Genomic DNA, 15,445 nt, shown 5'->3' with positions numbered 1-15,445 from the left:
TATGTAGCGGAAATCAAAGGTGGTCAAGGTGGCTTGAGCACGCGGGACACGAGCGCGAAACGCCCTATGTCATTCCCGAGAACAGGAGGCGACCATGCATAACGAGACGACACTGACCGGAGTTCTGGTCACCGGCAAGGTGCAGGGCGTGAATTACCGCGCTTGGACGCAGGAAGAGGCGCGGTCACGCGGTCTGCGCGGCTGGGTCAAGAACGAGGCGGACGGGTCGGTCCGGGCCGTTCTGTCAGGTCCGGAAGAGGCCGTGGCGGACATGCTGCGCGCGATGGAAAAGGGCCCACCGGCGGCAAATGTCGCGCGGGTGGAGCCGGAGCCCGCCGAGGCACCGGATCAGGACGGGTTCGAGATCCTGCGCTGACGGCGCGTCCTTGGCGCGACGTCATCCCGGACTTGATCCGGGATCTCCTGCTCGTGGGCACGACGCGACGGCCAACGCGCCATCGATATGCTTCTGAAACAGGCATTGCACCACACCGTGCAGCGTCGCCGCCCGCGTATAGCTGACTTTCGCGCCCCATGCGCTACACTTCTCGGCAGGAGGTACTGCCGATGGTCCGACTCGCCATTTTGCTCGCCACGCTTGCAACGTCAGTCTTGGTCCAGGACGTCGTGGCGCAAGAGGCCGAGCGCAAGCCCAGCCATTGTCTGTCGATCGCCCAGTCCGCGCCGGGGCTTGAGTATATCCAACAGGCCAGTTTTCGTGATCCGGTGCCGCAGGACCGCGTGCGCCTGCATTACATCGCCCACGCCTCTTTCCTGATCCAGGCTCATACCGGCACCAGTGCCATCACCGATTTCACAGGCTTTATCGGCAACGTGGATTTCCTGCCGGATGTCGTGACGATGAACCACGCCCACGAAACCCACTGGACGCCCTTTCCCGACCCCGCCATCCCCAACGTCCTGCCCGGCTGGGGCGAAGAGCATGGCGCAGGGGTCGATCATTATGTCGATCTGGGCGACATGGTGATCCGCAATGTCTCGACCGATATCCGCTCGCGCTATGGCGCGCCGGCCGAGCCCGAGGGCAACTCGATCTTCGTGTTCGAAACGGCGGGGCTGTGCATCGGCCACTTGGGCCACCTGCACCACATGCCGACGGATGAGCAATTCGCGGCCCTGGGCCGGGTGGATGTGCTGCTGGCGCCGGTCGACGGGGGCTACACGCTGCCCCTGCCCCGGATGATCGAGACGGTCAAACGCCTGCGGTCGTCCATCGTCATCCCGATGCACTGGTTCGGCGACGGCACGCTTCAGGCGTTTCTGGCCGCGATGGAAGAGGAGTTCGCCGTGGTGCGCACCGAGGACAGCGCGCTGACCGTGTCGCTGGATACACTTCCGGGGCAGCCCACCGTCATGGTGCTGCGGCCCCGGTGGCTGTCAGAGCCGGACTAATGCCTAGCGTTTCCGGTCGCGGCGCGAGCTCATGGGCTGGAAGGCGACGCCGACATGGGCCTCGCAATAGGGCTTGCCGGATTTCACAGGCAGACCGCAGAACCAGAAATCCGGCGTCGCCGGGTCGCCCACGGGCCATTTGCAGGTCCGCTCGGTCAGTTCCATCAGCGACAGCTTCTTCGCCTTCTTCTCGATTTCGCTGACCTTGGCCAGCGCCTCGGGGTCGATCTCGTTCGCGGACGGCTGCGGCGGCAGGGGTTGGCCCGCCGGGATGATCGCCTTGATGCGGCTTGCCGCGGCGGTCGGCGCCGGCTCTTCCTTGGGCTCGGGCGCCTTCGGTTCAGCCTTCGGAGCGGCGGCCTTGGGCTTGGGAGCGGGCTTGGCCTTGGCGGCGGGCTTGGCCTTGGCCGTGCTGTCCGAGGCCGCGGCCCCGTTGCCCGACCCGCTGCGGTTCGACAGGCCAAGGCGGTGCACCTTGCCGATCACCGCGTTGCGGGTCACGCCGCCCAGTTCCTTGGCGATCTGGCTGGCCGACTGGCCCTCGCCCCACATCTTCTTCAGCAGTTCGACGCGCTCGTCACTCCAGGACATGAGCCACCTTTCATTGGTTCGTCACGCCGCCGATGCATCGGGGGCGTGGTCTTTTTTCCAGTTGCCCTATTCTAATCACTGGGCGTTGAGTTACAAGGCGTCCGAAGGCGACAATCGAGGCAGAGATGCAGGAATTCCACGAAATGGGCAGCCGCCGCTTCGGGCGGGTCAACTGGCTTGGCCTGGCCACGCTGGCCAAGCGCGAGACGCAGCGGTTTCTCGCCGTCTGGACGCAGACGCTGATGGCGCCGCTGGCAACGGCGGGGCTTTTCATGGTGATCTTTTCCATCGCCATCGGAGAGCGCCGGGGCGACGTGATGGGCGTGGATTTCACCACCTTCATCGCGCCCGGCATCCTGATGATGACGGTGATCCAGAACAGCTTCGCCAACACGTCGTCCTCGATCGTGATTTCCAAGGTGCAGGGCAATATCGTCGACACGCTGATGCCGCCCCTGTCGCCGGCCGAGCTGGTGTTGGGCTACCTGGCCGGGGCCGTGGCGCGAGGCGTACTGGTGGCGCTGGCCATCGCGGTGGGGCTGGCGCTGTTCCTGGGGATCGTACCGGCGCATCCGCTAATCTGGCTGGGCTTCGTGACGCTGGGCGCGGCGTTTCTGGGCGCGCTTGGTATGGTCGCGGGCATCTTCGCGCAGAAGTTCGACCAGATGGCGGCGATCACCAACTTCATCGTCACGCCGCTCGCGTTCCTGTCCGGCACGTTCTACTCGGTCGAGGCGCTGCCCGGCGCGCTTTACACGATCAGCCACGTGAACCCGGTTTTCTACCTGATGGACGGGGGGCGCTACGGCATGATCGGCGTGTCGGACAGCAGCGTGTCGCTGGGCGCGGTGATCGTGCTGGGCTCGACACTGGTCGTCTCGGCCCTGGCCTGGGCGCTCTTTCGCAAAGGGTACCGCCTGAAGGCCTGAGCCTATCGCGGGCTCAGCGCGCAGACATGGCGCACCTTGCGGCCGTCGCGGAAATAGTCGTGCATGCCCCGCCGGTCCTCGCCCAGGATCAATTCGTGGTCGATCCAGGTCGTCTCGTAATCCAGCGCCTCGGCCATAAAATCGGTGGCCTTGCGCGACGGCACGCCAACCACGGTATGGCTGCGCCCCTCGACCTCGGTCACGGCGTTCAGCGGGTTCGAGACTTCTTCCTTCAGCACCTGGATCATGGCGTTGTCCAGGACGATGAACTCGCTGTCGATGACGACCAGCCCGGGCGCCAGCGCGCGAATGAGCGACAACAGGCGGAAGTGGTCCATCACGTGGTAAAAGATACCGTAAAGCGCCACCACGTCGAACCGCTCGCCCGCCGCGCCCCGCGCCTCCAAATCGGCGAAAAGATCGCCGCAGGTCAGCCGCACGCGCGGCTTGAAGTCGGTGTCCGGGAAGGCGTCGAACCGCGCCACCAGTTCGGACCGCGCCTCGACCCCCACGACCTCGGACGCGCCGGCGGCGGCCAGCGCGTAGGACCACCGCCCGTCATGGGCGGCGATGTCCAGCACGCGGGCGCCTTCGATCTGCGGCCGGAACGGCTCGATGATCAGCTTGTGACGCTGGTTCAGCCGGTAGATCGTGGTTGCGTTGTCGTCATAGGGGGGGAGCTCGGCCAGAAAGTCGAACAATCCGCTCATCGGCACAGGCGCTCGGCGCGTTCTCCATAGGCGCGGTACGCCTTCCAGAAGCTTTCATCCCGGGTCCGGCTCGACTGGCGGATTTCCTGTGCCTTGTGCGGGTCGCGATAGAACGCCGCCGCACGGCGCTGGTCGGAACCGTTCAGTGTCTGGTCCGCCGCCGCCTGGATACAGCCGCAGAGCGCGCGCGACCGGCCCTTTCGGTCCGACGCCATGCATGCATTGGCGATCGGGCCGGACGCCATCGGCGCGGCCCGGCTGACCGTGCCGCTGCGCCCGTCGAAGCGGTCTGGTTGGCCACAGCCGGCAAGACCGAGCGCCATGAGAGTCATCAATAATTTTTTCATCAGGACTGTCCTGCTCTGTCCTCGAGGTGGCGGCGGGATCGCGGGTTTGCCCCGTCTTGGCCGCACCGTTTCGTTAACCTTCAATGAGGTTGATATTGCCCCATCGCCCGGGGTTTTTCAATCGGGATGACGCGGGCCGCGACGCTCAGTCCTGCGACGGGTTCTCTTCGGGGCGCGTGGTCTCGTACTGATCGCCGGGCGAGGTAAAGCGTGTCCACCGCGCCGGCAGGATCGAGCCCGAAGTGAGCGCCAGGTTTTCGCCGTTGGCCGGCATGAACCAGATCTCGGCCCCGATGCCGTCGCTGTCGCGCTCGCGCACCACGGCGCGGCGCGGAATGCGGATTTCCACGCGGACACCATCGCGATACGGCTGGCCCGTGCCCATGCAGGTGGCCGAGGCGCCGACATAGCTTTCGGCCGGCGCAACCTCGTTGAACACCCTGAGATCGTGCAGCACCACCTGCCCGTCCACGGCCAACGATCCGGGCGCCAGAAGGTCGCGCACATGCGGGCGCACATAGGCTGTCAGCCGCTCGCTTTGCGCCCAGACACCGCAAAGCGCCAACTGCCCGTCGATGGCCCGGCGCGGCTCGACCGCCACGGTGATGCCGCCGCCGGTGCTGAAATCGCCGCCGCCCAGCGTGATATCGTCGGTCAACGGCACGGTGTCGGGCGCGGCCATGGCGCTCCCAGACACGCTGAACGCGGCCAACGCGGCAGTTAGAAAGGCGCGGAATGACATGATGCAGCTCTCCGTTGTGAGTTGCCCAACGCTACACAGCCTTTGCATGCGCTTCAACAGGACCGTCAACACCCCTGCGTGAAACCGCGAACGTGTAGTGCCGAAAAAAAATTGTGCGCACTGAAACTTCTCTCGATCACGGTCCGTGTTTCTGATCAAGCGCCGGCCAGGAAGGCTGGTTGCGCAAGCTAAGAAAGAGAGAGGATTACAATGTATACTCGTACCATTACCGCTGTTTCCGCCCTGTCGATGCTGGGGGGTGCCGCTCTTGCAGACGATCATGCCGCAGATATGGGCTTTGCCCTTGCCAATGACGGCATGACCCTTGTTTCCATGGCCGACATCACGTCGCCGACCGACGTGCAGACCATGGACCTGAGCGAGGCGCTGGATGCCATCGCATGGCGCCCCGTCACCGGCGAACTTCTGGGCTTCAAGAACGGCATGGTCGTCACCATCGACCCCGCGAGCGGTGAAATGACCGATCTCGAAGCGTCGTTCAACGAAGACGCCATGGTCGCTGACGGCTCCAAGGTCGCGTTCGACTTCAACAACAAGATCGACGCCGTCCGCGCCGTGTCTTCGGAAGAAGACAACCTGGTCTATTTTCCCAAGGATTTCAGCGCCGAGGACAAGGCCGGCAAGGTCGTTCGCGTGGATGATCTGGCCTATGCCGAAGGCGACGCCAATGCCGGCGCCGACCCGGTGATCTATGCCAACGCCTATACCAACGCGATCAACGGCGAGACCGCCGGCAGCACGTTCCAGTACGCGCTGGATGCCGAGACGGATTCGCTGGTCAGCCTCGCCAACAACGAAGGCACGCTGGAAACCATCGCGGAAGTCACCGTCGACGGCGAAGCCGTGGACCTGAGCGACTGGGGCGGCTTCGACATCATGTCGCCGTCCGAGGGCGAGGACATGGCCTATGCCATCCTGCAGATGGAAGGCGCAGACAGCGCCGGCTTCTACACCATCAACCTGGAAACGGGTGAAGCCATGATGCAGGCCGATCTGGGCATGGGCGGCTTCACCGCGCTGGCCATCGCACAGGCGCGCTAAGCCAAGACTTGCGTAACGAGTTCTCTGTTGGGTTCGTAACGAGTGATGAGGGGGGTCTTCGGGCTCCCCTCTTTTTATGCTTACGTCTTAAGTGTAGCCGCGGGATTGCCAGACCGCGGGGTGGCGAACCAACTGGTATTCAGAGCACTTTATCGCAGCCAAATCCGCAAAAACTCAATCGGAGCACCAACGTTAAACAATCGCCAGCCCGGGGGGCGGTCTGGCGATCGCGCGGCTGCGCGTCTACGCCGCGCCTTTATTCCGCGCGAAGGATCAGTTAGTCGTCGCGGCGGGGTGAAACCCCGCCCTACCCCACATCCGTCCGCCCGCGCCGGTCGCCGCGCAGCGCGGCATACAGAACATGCGTCCGCCAGCGCCCTGCGATCTGCAAGTAACTCTGCGCCACGCCCTCGTACTTGAACCCGCAGCTTTCCAAAAGCCTCCGAGACGGCGCGTTTTCCGGCAGGCAGGCCGCCTCCAGCCGTGACAGGTCCAACCGCTCGAACGCATAATGCGACATCGCCTGCAATGCCTCGCGCATGTAACCCATCCGCGCATAGGGCTGGCCTGTCCAGTAACCCAGCGTCCCCGATTGAGCCGGGCCACGGCGGATATTGTCCAGCGTGATCGCGCCCACCAGCGCATCATCTTCGCGCCGGAACAGGAACAGCGGCACCGCCGACCCCGAGGAGATTGACCGCTGCGACCAGTAGACCCGGTTCGCAAATCCCTTGCGCGACAGGTGGTCGGCGGCCCATTGCGGCTCCCACGGGGTCAGGAAATCGGCGCTGCCTTCGCGCAAGGAAGACCACTCGCGGAAGTCGGTCAGGACGGGCTCGCGCAAGGTCAGGCGTTCCGTCTCGATCCGGATCTTCCGGCGCGGCAGGAACATCAGGCCGCGCGCCTTTCCTGCAAGGTCTGCAGTGACGGTGCATGGCTCACGGGCCCGTAAAGCGCCAGCGCGGCAGGCGCTTGCGTCGCGATCACCTCGGCATGGGATTTGAGATCTGCAAGCGTGACCGCGTCGATCCGCTCGACCACTTCGTCGAGGTCGGGCACCCGGCCCCAGATCTGCATCATGCGCGCCGACCGCTCGGCCCGGTTCGACGGGCTTTCCAGCCCCATCAGCAACCCGGCCTTCATCTGCGCGCGCGCCCGGTCCAGCTCGGCCTGGCTGAAATCCTCGGCTGCGCGCTTCATCTCGTCCACCGTCAGCCAGCCAAGGCTTGCCATCTCGTCCGCCGAGGTCCCGGCATAGATCGTCAGCATCCCGGTATCCGAATAGGCCCCGGCCTGCGCGAAGATCGTATAGCACAGCCCCCGCCGCTCGCGGATCTCCTGGAACAGGCGCGAGGACATCGAGCCGCCCAGCGCCGAGGCATAGATCTGCGCGGTGTGAATGTCCGGGCTGGAATAGTTCGAGCTTTCGAACGCCATGGCGAAATGCGCCTGCTCCAGCGTGCGCACGGTGCGCGTCTCGCCACCGGCGAACTTGGCAGTCGGCGGCGCGATGGTTTTGGAGGGCTGCATGTCGCCGAACGCCTCTTCGGCCAGTTTGACCAGCGCATCGTGATCCACGGCACCGGCAGCGGACAGGATCATCTGCCCCGGACGATAGCGCTGATCGACGAACCGCGTCAGGTCATCCCGCGAAAAGCTGCGCACCCGTTCCTCGGGGCCAAGGATGGTGCGGCCCAGCGGATGGTTGGGATAGGCCTGCTCCTGCAACCAGTCGAAAATGATGTCGTCAGGCGTGTCCAGCGCCTGCCCGATCTCCTGCAGGATCACGCCCCGCTCCACCTCGATCTCGCGCGCGTCAAACACCGGGTTACGCAGAATGTCAGACACCACGTCCAGCGCCAGCGGCACGTCATCGGCCAGAACGCGGGCATAATAGGCCGTCACCTCGCGGCTGGTATAGGCATTGATATAGCCGCCCACATCCTCGATCGCCTCTGCGATTTCCAGCGCGTTGCGCCGCTTGGTGCCCTTGAAGGCCATGTGTTCGAGGAAATGCGCGATACCGTTCTGCGCGGCGTCCTCGTGCCGGGCGCCAGCCAGAACCCACACGCCGATGGCCGCCGATTGCAGGCCGGGCATATGTTCGGTGACGATGCGAAATCCGTTGTCGAGAGTGGTCAGGTTGACGGTCAATTCGGGATGCGGTCCTTGATGAGGGTTTCGATGGCGGCAAGGTCGTTCTCGACCCGCGTCACGCGTTCCGACCGCTCATACAGGTCGGCCATACGTTCCGGCAAGGGGGGATGTTGGCCGCTGGCCTCTTCCACCGCCGCCGGGAATTTCGCCGGGTGCGCCGTCGCCAGCGTGATCATCGGGGTGGCCGCGTCGCGCATTTCCTCGGCCACCTTCACGCCCACGGCGGAATGCGGGCACAGCAGTTCCCCGGCGGCGTTCCACGTCTCCAAGATCGTCGCGCGGGTCTCGTCCTCAGCGCAGCGGCCCGAGGCGAAGCTCTCCTGCAAGGCCTCCAGCGCGCCCTGGCTGACCGAGAAGCCGCCGGCCTTCAGCTCGTCCATCAGCTGCGCCACGGCCGCGCCGTCCTGATCGTAGGCATAGTAAAGCGCCCGCTCGAAATTGGAGCTGACCTGGATATCCATCGACGGGCTGATCGACGGGATCACGCCGTCGGGCCGGTATTCCGACGTGGTCAGGCAGCGATGCAGGATGTCGTTCTGGTTGGTGGCGACGATCAGCTGATCGATCGGCAGGCCCATGCGCTTGGCGATGTAGCCTGCGAAGATGTCGCCGAAATTGCCCGTGGGCACGGTGAAACTGACCTTGCGCTCCGGCGCGCCCAGCGACACGGCGGAGGTGAAATAGTACACCACCTGCGCCAGAACCCGCGCCCAGTTGATCGAGTTCACCCCGGCCAGGCCGACCGCATCGCGGAACTGAAAATCGTTGAACATGTCCTTCACCCGCGCCTGGCAGGCGTCGAAATCGCCGTCCACGGCGATGGCGTGCACGTTGTCCTCGGTGGGCGTGGTCATCTGCCGCCGCTGCACCTCGCTGACCCGACCATGGGGGTAGAGGATGAAGACATCCACCTTGTTCAGCCCCCGGAACGCTTCGATCGCGGCCGAGCCGGTATCGCCCGAGGTCGCGCCCACGATGCACACCCGGTCGCCCGAGCGTTTGAGCGACGCCTCGAAAAGCTGACCGATGAGTTGCATCGCAAAGTCCTTGAACGCGAGCGTGGGGCCGTGAAACAGCTCCAGCAGGAAATGCCCGGCGTCCAGTTGCTTCAACGGCGCGCGTGCGGCGTGGCCGAACCCGGCATAGGTCTTGGCGATGATGGTGCGGAACTCGTCATCGGTGAAGGCGTCGCCAATGAAGGGCCGCATGATGCTAAACGCCGCCTCTTCATAGCTGACGCCGTGCAGCGCCTTGATGTCGTCCGCCGAAAGCGCCGGGATGCTCTCGGGCAGGTAGAGCCCCCCGTCCCGCGCCAGCCCGGTCAGCATGGCTTCCTCGAAACTCAAGACGGGCGCGTTGCCCCGGGTCGAGATGTATTTCATCGGTCCAGTCCTTTTGCGGCGCCACGGCCGCGGAAGATATAGAATGCGGTCATCCCCAGCCAGATGGCGGCCAGCGAGAACCAGGTGATCGCATATTGCAAGTGATCGTTCGGAATGTGCGCGGTGTCCACCGGCAAGGGCGTCACGGCGTCCTCAGGTTGCGACAATTCACGTGCCACCAGCAACACCGGCTCGGTGTCCAGCACGTCGGCCATCTGGCCCAGGTCCCTTGCGAACCACGTGTTGCCCGCGACATCGTTCTCGGGCGTCGAGCTGTTGCGGTCTTCGGGCCAGTGCAGGTTGCCGGCGACGGTCAGTTCGCTGTCGGGCGCAGGCTCCAGCGTGTCACTTTGCCGGATAAAGCCGCGATCCACCAGGATGCGCCGCCCCGTCGCGGTCTCGAACGGCGAGATCACCAGGTATCCCGCCCCCACCTGCTTGCGGCTGACCAGAACCCGCAGCGCGCCCTCGCCGAATTGCCCGGTCACGGTAACCGGCAGGTACCTGTCGGCCTCGGGATCGAAACTCTCGGGCAGGGCCACAGGCTCAGCGGCGATCCGCGTCTCGATCTGCGACAGGATGCCTTCCTTCCACTCCAGCCGCTGCATTTGCCACACGCCCAGCCAGCTCAGCACGGCCGCACCGGCCAGGCCGAAGATCAGCGGAAGTAACAGGTTTCTCTGCATGACGCCCCATCTGACGCGAAATTGCGGAAGGCACCCCCTCCGCATCTTCCTCTGGCTTCAAGTATCCCCGCCGGAGGCAGAGAATTTTCGTACGAAAATTCTTCAGCCGCCCCAGATGTAGACCGCGGCGAACAGGAACAGCCACACCACGTCGACGAAGTGCCAGTACCAGGCGGCGGCCTCGAAGCCGATGTGGTTTTCCGGGGTGAAATGGCCCTTCAGCACCCGCATCAGGCAGACGAACAGGAAGATCGTGCCGATCACCACGTGCGCCCCGTGAAAGCCCGTCGCCATGAAGAAGTTGGCGCCGTAGATGTTGCCGGAGAAGCCGAAGGCCGCGTGGCTGTATTCATAGGCTTGCAACACGGTAAAGATCGCGCCCAGCGCAATGGCGATGGTCAGGCCCCACTTGATGTCGTCGCGGTTGTCCTCGTGCACCAGCGCGTGGTGCGCCCAGGTCGCCGCCATCCCAGAGCACAGCAGGATCAGCGTGTTGATCAGCGGCAGGTGCCAGGGGTCGAACGTCTCGATCCCCGCCGGAGGCCAGACGCCGTCCTGGATCGGGGACATCTCGCCCATCGGGTAGATCGCGTGCTTGAAGAAGCTCCAGAACCAGGCCGCGAAGAACATGACCTCGGACATGATGAACATGATGAAGCCGTAGCGCAGGCCGATCCGCACCACCGGCGTGTGATCGCCTGCGTGGTTCTCCTTGATCGTGTCGGCCCACCAGCCGAACATCACGTAGGCGACGCCCACGAAGCCGGCCAGCAGCATCCACGGCCCGCTGCCGTGGAAGAACAGCACCGCGCCGAACAGCATGACAAACCCGGCAAGTGCGCCCAGCAAGGGCCAGATTGAGGGGTTCAGAATGTGGTAGTCGTGATTTTTTTCATGTGCCATCTGGCTTGGTCCCTCGTCGGTGGCTCTCAGTTCACGTTATTATCAGGTGTCTCGCCCTTGTCGAGCGCGGCCTGCGTTTCGTCTTCGGGCATCTCCGTCTCGTAGAACGTGTAGCCCAAAGTAATTGTCTTGGTGTACTTGGCGTCGCGGTCGTCGACAATCTCGGGGTCGACGAAAAACGTCACCGGCATCTGCACGCGTTCGCCCGGTTGCAGAACCTGCTGCGTAAAGCAGAAGCAATCGATCTTGGTAAAGAAGCCGCCGGCCTCGAACGGGGTGACATTATAGGTGGCCGATCCCGCAATCGGACGATCGGTCGGGTTATACGCCTCGTAGAAGGCAAGGCCCGTCTCGCCGATGCGGATCTCCATCTCGCGCTGCACCGGCTTGAACTCCCACGGGAAGCCGCGCTCGTTGCTGGCGTCGAACCGCACCTTGATCGTCCGGTCCAGGATCTCGTCCGAGCCGAGATCCGCCACGTTGGTCTCGCCGCCATAGCCGGTGACCCGGCAGAACCAGTCGTACAGCGGCACTGACGCCCAGGCCAGCGCCCCCATCGTGACGCCCACCGCCACCAGCCGCATCACCGTCTTGGTATTCCGGTCCATCGCCATCAGCTTGCCTCCTCCGTCGTCACCGCGAAATCGTCGTCAGAAACCTTGGCAATGGTCAGCCCGAACACAAGTGCGACAAAAGCGGCCAGCACGAGGCCAAGGCCAAGGTTCCGCGAAAAGCGGCGCTTGTGCATTTCGTGTTGGCGCGACAGGGACATGGCTTACCAGCCTCCCAATCCGTAGGGCGCCAGCAGCGCCTCGGCGGCAATTGCGCCGAAATGGGCGAAAAGGTACAGCAGCGACGCCTTGAAGAACTTGCGCTCGGCCAGATATTTGTCGGCCTCCGAGGCGGCCTCGTCCCGGCGCCAGATGTCCACGGCCCCTTTCAGGAAGTTGAGGTTCAGCACCACGGCAACGGCCAGGTAAAGCGGGCCGCCCACGCTGGTAAAGCCCAGCCCGATGGCCAGCGCGGCCAGCAGGATGGTATAGACCAGGATGTGCACGCGGGTCGACCGGCGGCCGTGGGTCACGGTCAGCATCGGCACCTGCGCGTTGTCGTAATCCATCTTGGTGAAAAGCGCCAAGGCCCAGAAATGCGGCGGCGTCCACATGAAGGTCAGGCAGAACATCAGCACCGCCTCGACCGAGACCGAGCCAGTGGCCGCGGCCCAGCCGATCATCGGGGGGAAGGCGCCCGCCGCGCCACCGATCACGATGTTCTGCGGTGTCCAGCGTTTCAGCCACATGGTGTAGATCACGATGTAGAAAAAGATGGTAAAGGCCAGCAGACCGGCCGCCAGCAGGTTGGTCGCCAGCCCCAGCATGACCACCGAGAAGCCCGACAGCGCCACGCCGAAGGCGAACGCCTCGTCCCGCGTGACCTTGCCCGCCGGGATGGGGCGCTTGGCGGTGCGTTTCATCACCGCGTCGATATCGGCATCCCACCACATGTTGAGCGCGCCCGACGCACCGCCGCCCACGGCGATGAACAGGATCGCGGCAAAGCCCACCACCGGGTGCACCGACACGGGCGCGGCGATCAGTCCGACAAAGGCGGTGAATACCACCAGCGTCATCACGCGCGGCTTCAGCAACGCGAAGAAATCGCCGAAGGTGGCCTCGTCCTCGAGGCTCTTCACACTGGTGGTGTTCAGACTTGCGTCGCTCATGTCGTCTCCGAAACACGGGATGCGCCCGGGGGCGCATCCTGCGGGGGATGGCATGGGGCGCGCGTGCTGCGCGCCCCGGCTGTCTTTTACTCGGCGGAGGCCAGCTTCACGCGGTCGGGCAGCGTCGAGGGGTCGCCGGCGTATTCGTCGATCGCGCCTTCCAGCCACGCGTCATACTCTTCCTGGCTGACGACCTTGACCGTGATCGGCATGTAGGCATGCGCCTGGCCGCACAGTTCCGAGCACTGGCCGAAATAGATGCCTTCCTTCTCGGCGGTGAACCAAAGCTGCGCGATCCGGCCCGGAACCGCATCCTGCTTCACGCCGAAGGCGGGGATGGTCCAGCTGTGGATCACGTCCGCGCCGGTGACCTGCATCACGACCGTCTGGCCCACGGGCACGACGACGGCGGTGTCGGTGGCCAGCAGGAACTCGTCCTCGGAGTAACCTGCCTCTTCCAGCTGCGCGCGCACGTCGTCGGTCAGGCGGTTGTCGCCGCCCGTGGCCGGTGCACCGATCATGTAGCTGTCGAAGGCAAAGTCGTGGTCCATGTATTCATAGCCCCAGTACCACTGGTAGCCGGTGACCTTGATGTTGACGTCGCCCTCGGGGATTTCCTGCTGCTTGAACAGCACCGGCAGCGAGAACGCCGCGATGAAGACCAGGATCACGATCGGCACGACGGTCCACGCCACCTCGATCGGCGAGTTGTGGGTAAAGCTGGCCGGTTTCGGGTTGGCTTTCGCATTGTAGCGCACGATGCAATAGCCCAGCAGGCCGCAGACGAAGATGGTGATCGCGGTGATGATCACCAGCACCATGCCGTCCAGCCATTGCAGGTCCCGCGCAAGCTCGGTTGCCGCCGGTTGAAAACCAATCCCGCCCGTTTCGGGCTTGCCGATGATTTCAAGATTTTCCTGAGCCATCGCCGGAAGCGCCGTTGCGGCGGCCATCATGGTCGCCAGAAAGCTGGTGAATTTGCGCATGTTGCACCCTGATCCCGTTAGTTCGGTTTTGTCTTTGCAGAACGTTCCAAGGCGCAGGCCATGGAATCCCGTTGTTCGCGGTGTAAATAACAATATTCTTACGGGGCGTACAAGGAAATGCGTTGCGGCAAACGGACGCTTTTGAAACCGTTAAAATATTGGCGTTTCAGCCGCCAGGAGCAGGAGCAAGCAGATGACAGCAGACGTTTTTCGCCCCTTCGAGACCCAGATCGAGCGCGAGGCGGCCCTGACCAAGCTGCGCGAGGCGGTGGCCGGCGCGGACGATGGCGAGCTTTTCCTGGAACGCCGCCGGGCGGAATCGCTGGTCTTCGACGATGGCCGGGTCAAGACCGCCTCCTACGACGCCGCGCAAGGTTTCGGCCTGCGCGCCGTGCGGGGCGAGGTGGCGGGCTATGCCCATTCGTCCGAGATTTCCGAGGCCGCTATGGGCCGCGCGGTGGAAACCGCGCGCCTTGCCGTGGGTGATGGCGGCGGCACGATGGCCGACGCCCCTTCGCCTACCAACAAGCGGCTTTATTCCGACGCCGACCCCATTGCCGGGCATGAATTCCCGGTAAAGCTCGACACCCTGCGCGAGATCGACGCCTACCTGCGCGACATGGACCCGCGCGTGGTGCAGGTCACCGCCACCATCGCCGCCTCTCTGCAGGAGGTCGTGATCCTGCGGGCAGACGGGCACGAGGTCTCCGACACCCGGCCCATGACGCGCCTCAATATAAGTGTCATCGTCGAAAAGGACGGCCGCCGCGACACCGGCAGTGTCGGCGGCGGCGGGCGCGTCATGCTCGACGGGCTCATCGCCCCCGAAGACTGGCAGGCCAAGGCCCGCGAGGCGCTGCGCGTGGCGCTGGTCAACCTCGAGGCCGAAGCCGCGCCCGCAGGCGTGATGGACGTGGTCCTTGGCCCCGGCTGGCCCGGTATCCTGCTGCACGAGGCCATCGGCCACGGGCTGGAAGGCGATTTCAACCGCAAGGGCAGTTCGGCCTTTGCCGGTCTGATGGGCCAGCGCATCGCCGCGCCGGGCGTCACGGTATTGGACGACGGCACCATTCCCGACCGGCGCGGCAGCATCACCGTGGATGACGAGGGCACGCCCTCGGGCAAGAACGTCCTGATCGAGGATGGCATATTGGTGGGCTACATGCAGGACCGCCAGAACGCCCGCCTGATGGGGGTCGAGGCCACCGGCAACGGCCGCCGCCAAAGCTATGCCCACGCACCGATGCCGCGCATGACCAACACCTACATGCTGGGCGGCGAGGCGACGCGGGACGAGATCGTGTCGAACCTCAAGGACGGCATCTATGCCGTGGGCTTCGGCGGCGGGCAGGTCGACATCACCAACGGCAAGTTCGTCTTTTCCTGCACCGAGGCCTACCGCGTGAAGAACGGCAAGATCGGCGCGCCGGTCAAGGGCGCCACGCTGATCGGCGACGGCGCCACGGCGCTGCAACAGATCAGGGCGCTTGGCAACGACATGGCGCTCGATCCCGGCATGGGCAATTGCGGCAAGCAGGGGCAATGGGTTCCGGTGGGCGTGGGCCAGCCCACGGTGATGATCGGCGGGCTGACCGTGGGCGGCTCGCAGGCGGGGAGTTGAGCCAAGGACTGCAAGGAGCCGCGCGATTGCCAGACCGCGGGCTGGCGACCCAATAGTGGTTTAGCGCGCTTTATGGCAGCCACATCCGCAAGACTTCAAATCGAAGCGCCGACATTCCCAAATCGCCAGCCCGGGGGGCGGTCTGGCGATCGCGCGGCGGCCTCCGGCCTTTATTCCGCGCGAACCAAGCTCC

General features: G+C 64.6%; 18 protein-coding genes. 5 read left to right on the top strand and 13 right to left on the bottom strand.

Annotated elements, in window-relative coordinates:
* Window positions 1–94: 94 nt before the first annotated feature.
* Together C2I35_RS20175 and C2I35_RS20170 are read left to right on the top strand one after the other, a co-directional pair.
* Complete coding sequence (locus C2I35_RS20175; protein WP_103764844.1) at window positions 95–376, top strand: acylphosphatase; 282 nt, start codon at window positions 95–97, stop codon at window positions 374–376.
* Between the two features lie 191 nt (window positions 377–567).
* A complete protein-coding gene (locus C2I35_RS20170) occupies window positions 568–1,413 on the top strand; it encodes an MBL fold metallo-hydrolase (RefSeq protein ID WP_103764843.1) in 846 nt (281 codons plus the stop codon).
* 3 nt (window positions 1,414–1,416) lie between these two features.
* On the opposite strand, the gene C2I35_RS20165 is transcribed toward C2I35_RS20170, so the two are convergent.
* Window positions 1,417–2,004: a GcrA family cell cycle regulator gene (locus C2I35_RS20165; RefSeq protein WP_103764842.1), complete on the bottom strand. Its 588-nt coding sequence runs from the start codon at window positions 2,002–2,004 to the stop codon at window positions 1,417–1,419.
* 125 nt (window positions 2,005–2,129) lie between these two features.
* Between C2I35_RS20165 and C2I35_RS20160 the strand changes: the two genes are divergently transcribed.
* Window positions 2,130–2,933, top strand: a complete 804-nt coding sequence (locus tag C2I35_RS20160) for an ABC transporter permease (protein ID WP_103764841.1) — start codon at window positions 2,130–2,132, stop codon at window positions 2,931–2,933.
* 2 nt (window positions 2,934–2,935) lie between these two features.
* On the opposite strand, the gene C2I35_RS20155 is transcribed toward C2I35_RS20160, so the two are convergent.
* The 3 genes from C2I35_RS20155 to C2I35_RS20145 form a co-directional block, all read right to left on the bottom strand.
* Entirely contained in the window at window positions 2,936–3,643 is a 708-nt protein-coding gene (locus tag C2I35_RS20155; RefSeq protein WP_103764840.1) for a class I SAM-dependent methyltransferase, read from the bottom strand.
* The gene (locus tag C2I35_RS20150) at window positions 3,640–3,990 is read right to left on the bottom strand and encodes a hypothetical protein (RefSeq protein WP_245890571.1); all 351 of its coding nucleotides are present in this window, start codon (window positions 3,988–3,990) and stop codon (window positions 3,640–3,642) included. Before C2I35_RS20150 ends, C2I35_RS20155 begins: the two co-directional genes overlap by 4 nt.
* 145 nt (window positions 3,991–4,135) lie before the next feature.
* On the bottom strand, window positions 4,136–4,732 hold the full coding sequence (locus C2I35_RS20145) for a hypothetical protein (RefSeq protein ID WP_146050096.1): 597 nt from the start codon (window positions 4,730–4,732) through the stop codon (window positions 4,136–4,138).
* Between the two features lie 210 nt (window positions 4,733–4,942).
* Between C2I35_RS20145 and C2I35_RS20140 the strand changes: the two genes are divergently transcribed.
* Entirely contained in the window at window positions 4,943–5,794 is an 852-nt protein-coding gene (locus C2I35_RS20140; protein WP_103764838.1) for a DUF4394 domain-containing protein, read from the top strand.
* 307 nt (window positions 5,795–6,101) lie between these two features.
* On the opposite strand, the gene C2I35_RS20135 is transcribed toward C2I35_RS20140, so the two are convergent.
* The 9 genes from C2I35_RS20135 to coxB form a co-directional block, all read right to left on the bottom strand.
* Window positions 6,102–6,686 carry a GNAT family N-acetyltransferase gene (locus C2I35_RS20135; protein ID WP_103764837.1) on the bottom strand — a complete coding sequence of 195 codons (585 nt, stop codon included), beginning with the start codon at window positions 6,684–6,686 and terminating at the stop codon, window positions 6,102–6,104.
* Window positions 6,686–7,948 (bottom strand): M16 family metallopeptidase, encoded by a 1,263-nt coding sequence (locus tag C2I35_RS20130; protein WP_103764836.1) that lies wholly within the window; start codon window positions 7,946–7,948, stop codon window positions 6,686–6,688. Before C2I35_RS20130 ends, C2I35_RS20135 begins: the two co-directional genes overlap by 1 nt.
* Complete coding sequence (gene thrC, locus C2I35_RS20125) at window positions 7,945–9,333, bottom strand: threonine synthase (RefSeq protein ID WP_103764835.1); 1,389 nt, start codon at window positions 9,331–9,333, stop codon at window positions 7,945–7,947. Before thrC ends, C2I35_RS20130 begins: the two co-directional genes overlap by 4 nt.
* Window positions 9,330–10,019 carry an SURF1 family protein gene (locus C2I35_RS20120; RefSeq protein WP_103764834.1) on the bottom strand — a complete coding sequence of 230 codons (690 nt, stop codon included), beginning with the start codon at window positions 10,017–10,019 and terminating at the stop codon, window positions 9,330–9,332. Before C2I35_RS20120 ends, thrC begins: the two co-directional genes overlap by 4 nt.
* A gap of 102 nt (window positions 10,020–10,121) precedes the next feature.
* Window positions 10,122–10,922 carry a cytochrome c oxidase subunit 3 gene (locus C2I35_RS20115; protein ID WP_103764833.1) on the bottom strand — a complete coding sequence of 267 codons (801 nt, stop codon included), beginning with the start codon at window positions 10,920–10,922 and terminating at the stop codon, window positions 10,122–10,124.
* 26 nt (window positions 10,923–10,948) lie between these two features.
* Window positions 10,949–11,536, bottom strand: coding sequence for a cytochrome c oxidase assembly protein (locus C2I35_RS20110; RefSeq protein ID WP_103764832.1), 588 nt, complete (start codon window positions 11,534–11,536; stop codon window positions 10,949–10,951).
* A complete protein-coding gene (locus tag C2I35_RS22240; RefSeq protein ID WP_170067268.1) occupies window positions 11,536–11,694 on the bottom strand; it encodes a cytochrome c oxidase system small membrane protein in 159 nt (52 codons plus the stop codon). Before C2I35_RS22240 ends, C2I35_RS20110 begins: the two co-directional genes overlap by 1 nt.
* 3 nt (window positions 11,695–11,697) lie before the next feature.
* Window positions 11,698–12,645: a heme o synthase gene (gene cyoE / locus C2I35_RS20105; protein ID WP_103764831.1), complete on the bottom strand. Its 948-nt coding sequence runs from the start codon at window positions 12,643–12,645 to the stop codon at window positions 11,698–11,700.
* A gap of 86 nt (window positions 12,646–12,731) precedes the next feature.
* A complete protein-coding gene (coxB, locus tag C2I35_RS20100; RefSeq protein ID WP_103764830.1) occupies window positions 12,732–13,631 on the bottom strand; it encodes a cytochrome c oxidase subunit II in 900 nt (299 codons plus the stop codon).
* A gap of 193 nt (window positions 13,632–13,824) precedes the next feature.
* On the opposite strand from coxB, the gene tldD reads away from it, so the two are divergent.
* Window positions 13,825–15,252: a metalloprotease TldD gene (gene tldD / locus C2I35_RS20095; RefSeq protein ID WP_103764829.1), complete on the top strand. Its 1,428-nt coding sequence runs from the start codon at window positions 13,825–13,827 to the stop codon at window positions 15,250–15,252.
* Window positions 15,253–15,445: the final 193 nt, after the last annotated feature.

It is taken from the genome of Roseovarius confluentis (genome assembly GCF_002917925.1).
GTDB lineage: Bacteria > Pseudomonadota > Alphaproteobacteria > Rhodobacterales > Rhodobacteraceae > Roseovarius > Roseovarius confluentis.
This window is presented reverse-complemented; position numbering and strand designations above follow the sequence as displayed.

Bases quoted from the DNA above. Each gene is read 5' to 3' on its own strand.
- C2I35_RS20135 (WP_103764837.1), bottom strand. From the start codon at position 6,686: ATGTTCCTGCCGCGCCGGAAGATCCGGATCGAGACGGAACGCCTGACC.
- coxB (WP_103764830.1), bottom strand. From the start codon at position 13,631: ATGCGCAAATTCACCAGCTTTCTGGCGACCATGATGGCCGCCGCAACG.
- C2I35_RS22240 (WP_170067268.1), bottom strand. From the start codon at position 11,694: ATGTCCCTGTCGCGCCAACACGAAATGCACAAGCGCCGCTTTTCGCGG.
- thrC (WP_103764835.1), bottom strand. From the start codon at position 9,333: ATGAAATACATCTCGACCCGGGGCAACGCGCCCGTCTTGAGTTTCGAG.
- C2I35_RS20140 (WP_103764838.1), top strand. From the start codon at position 4,943: ATGTATACTCGTACCATTACCGCTGTTTCCGCCCTGTCGATGCTGGGG.
- C2I35_RS20150 (WP_245890571.1), bottom strand. From the start codon at position 3,990: ATGAAAAAATTATTGATGACTCTCATGGCGCTCGGTCTTGCCGGCTGT.
- C2I35_RS20110 (WP_103764832.1), bottom strand. From the start codon at position 11,536: ATGGCGATGGACCGGAATACCAAGACGGTGATGCGGCTGGTGGCGGTG.
- C2I35_RS20155 (WP_103764840.1), bottom strand. From the start codon at position 3,643: ATGAGCGGATTGTTCGACTTTCTGGCCGAGCTCCCCCCCTATGACGAC.
- C2I35_RS20165 (WP_103764842.1), bottom strand. From the start codon at position 2,004: ATGTCCTGGAGTGACGAGCGCGTCGAACTGCTGAAGAAGATGTGGGGC.
- C2I35_RS20115 (WP_103764833.1), bottom strand. From the start codon at position 10,922: ATGGCACATGAAAAAAATCACGACTACCACATTCTGAACCCCTCAATC.
- C2I35_RS20120 (WP_103764834.1), bottom strand. From the start codon at position 10,019: ATGCAGAGAAACCTGTTACTTCCGCTGATCTTCGGCCTGGCCGGTGCG.
- tldD (WP_103764829.1), top strand. From the start codon at position 13,825: ATGACAGCAGACGTTTTTCGCCCCTTCGAGACCCAGATCGAGCGCGAG.
- cyoE (WP_103764831.1), bottom strand. From the start codon at position 12,645: ATGAGCGACGCAAGTCTGAACACCACCAGTGTGAAGAGCCTCGAGGAC.
- C2I35_RS20145 (WP_146050096.1), bottom strand. From the start codon at position 4,732: ATGTCATTCCGCGCCTTTCTAACTGCCGCGTTGGCCGCGTTCAGCGTG.
- C2I35_RS20175 (WP_103764844.1), top strand. From the start codon at position 95: ATGCATAACGAGACGACACTGACCGGAGTTCTGGTCACCGGCAAGGTG.
- C2I35_RS20170 (WP_103764843.1), top strand. From the start codon at position 568: ATGGTCCGACTCGCCATTTTGCTCGCCACGCTTGCAACGTCAGTCTTG.
- C2I35_RS20160 (WP_103764841.1), top strand. From the start codon at position 2,130: ATGCAGGAATTCCACGAAATGGGCAGCCGCCGCTTCGGGCGGGTCAAC.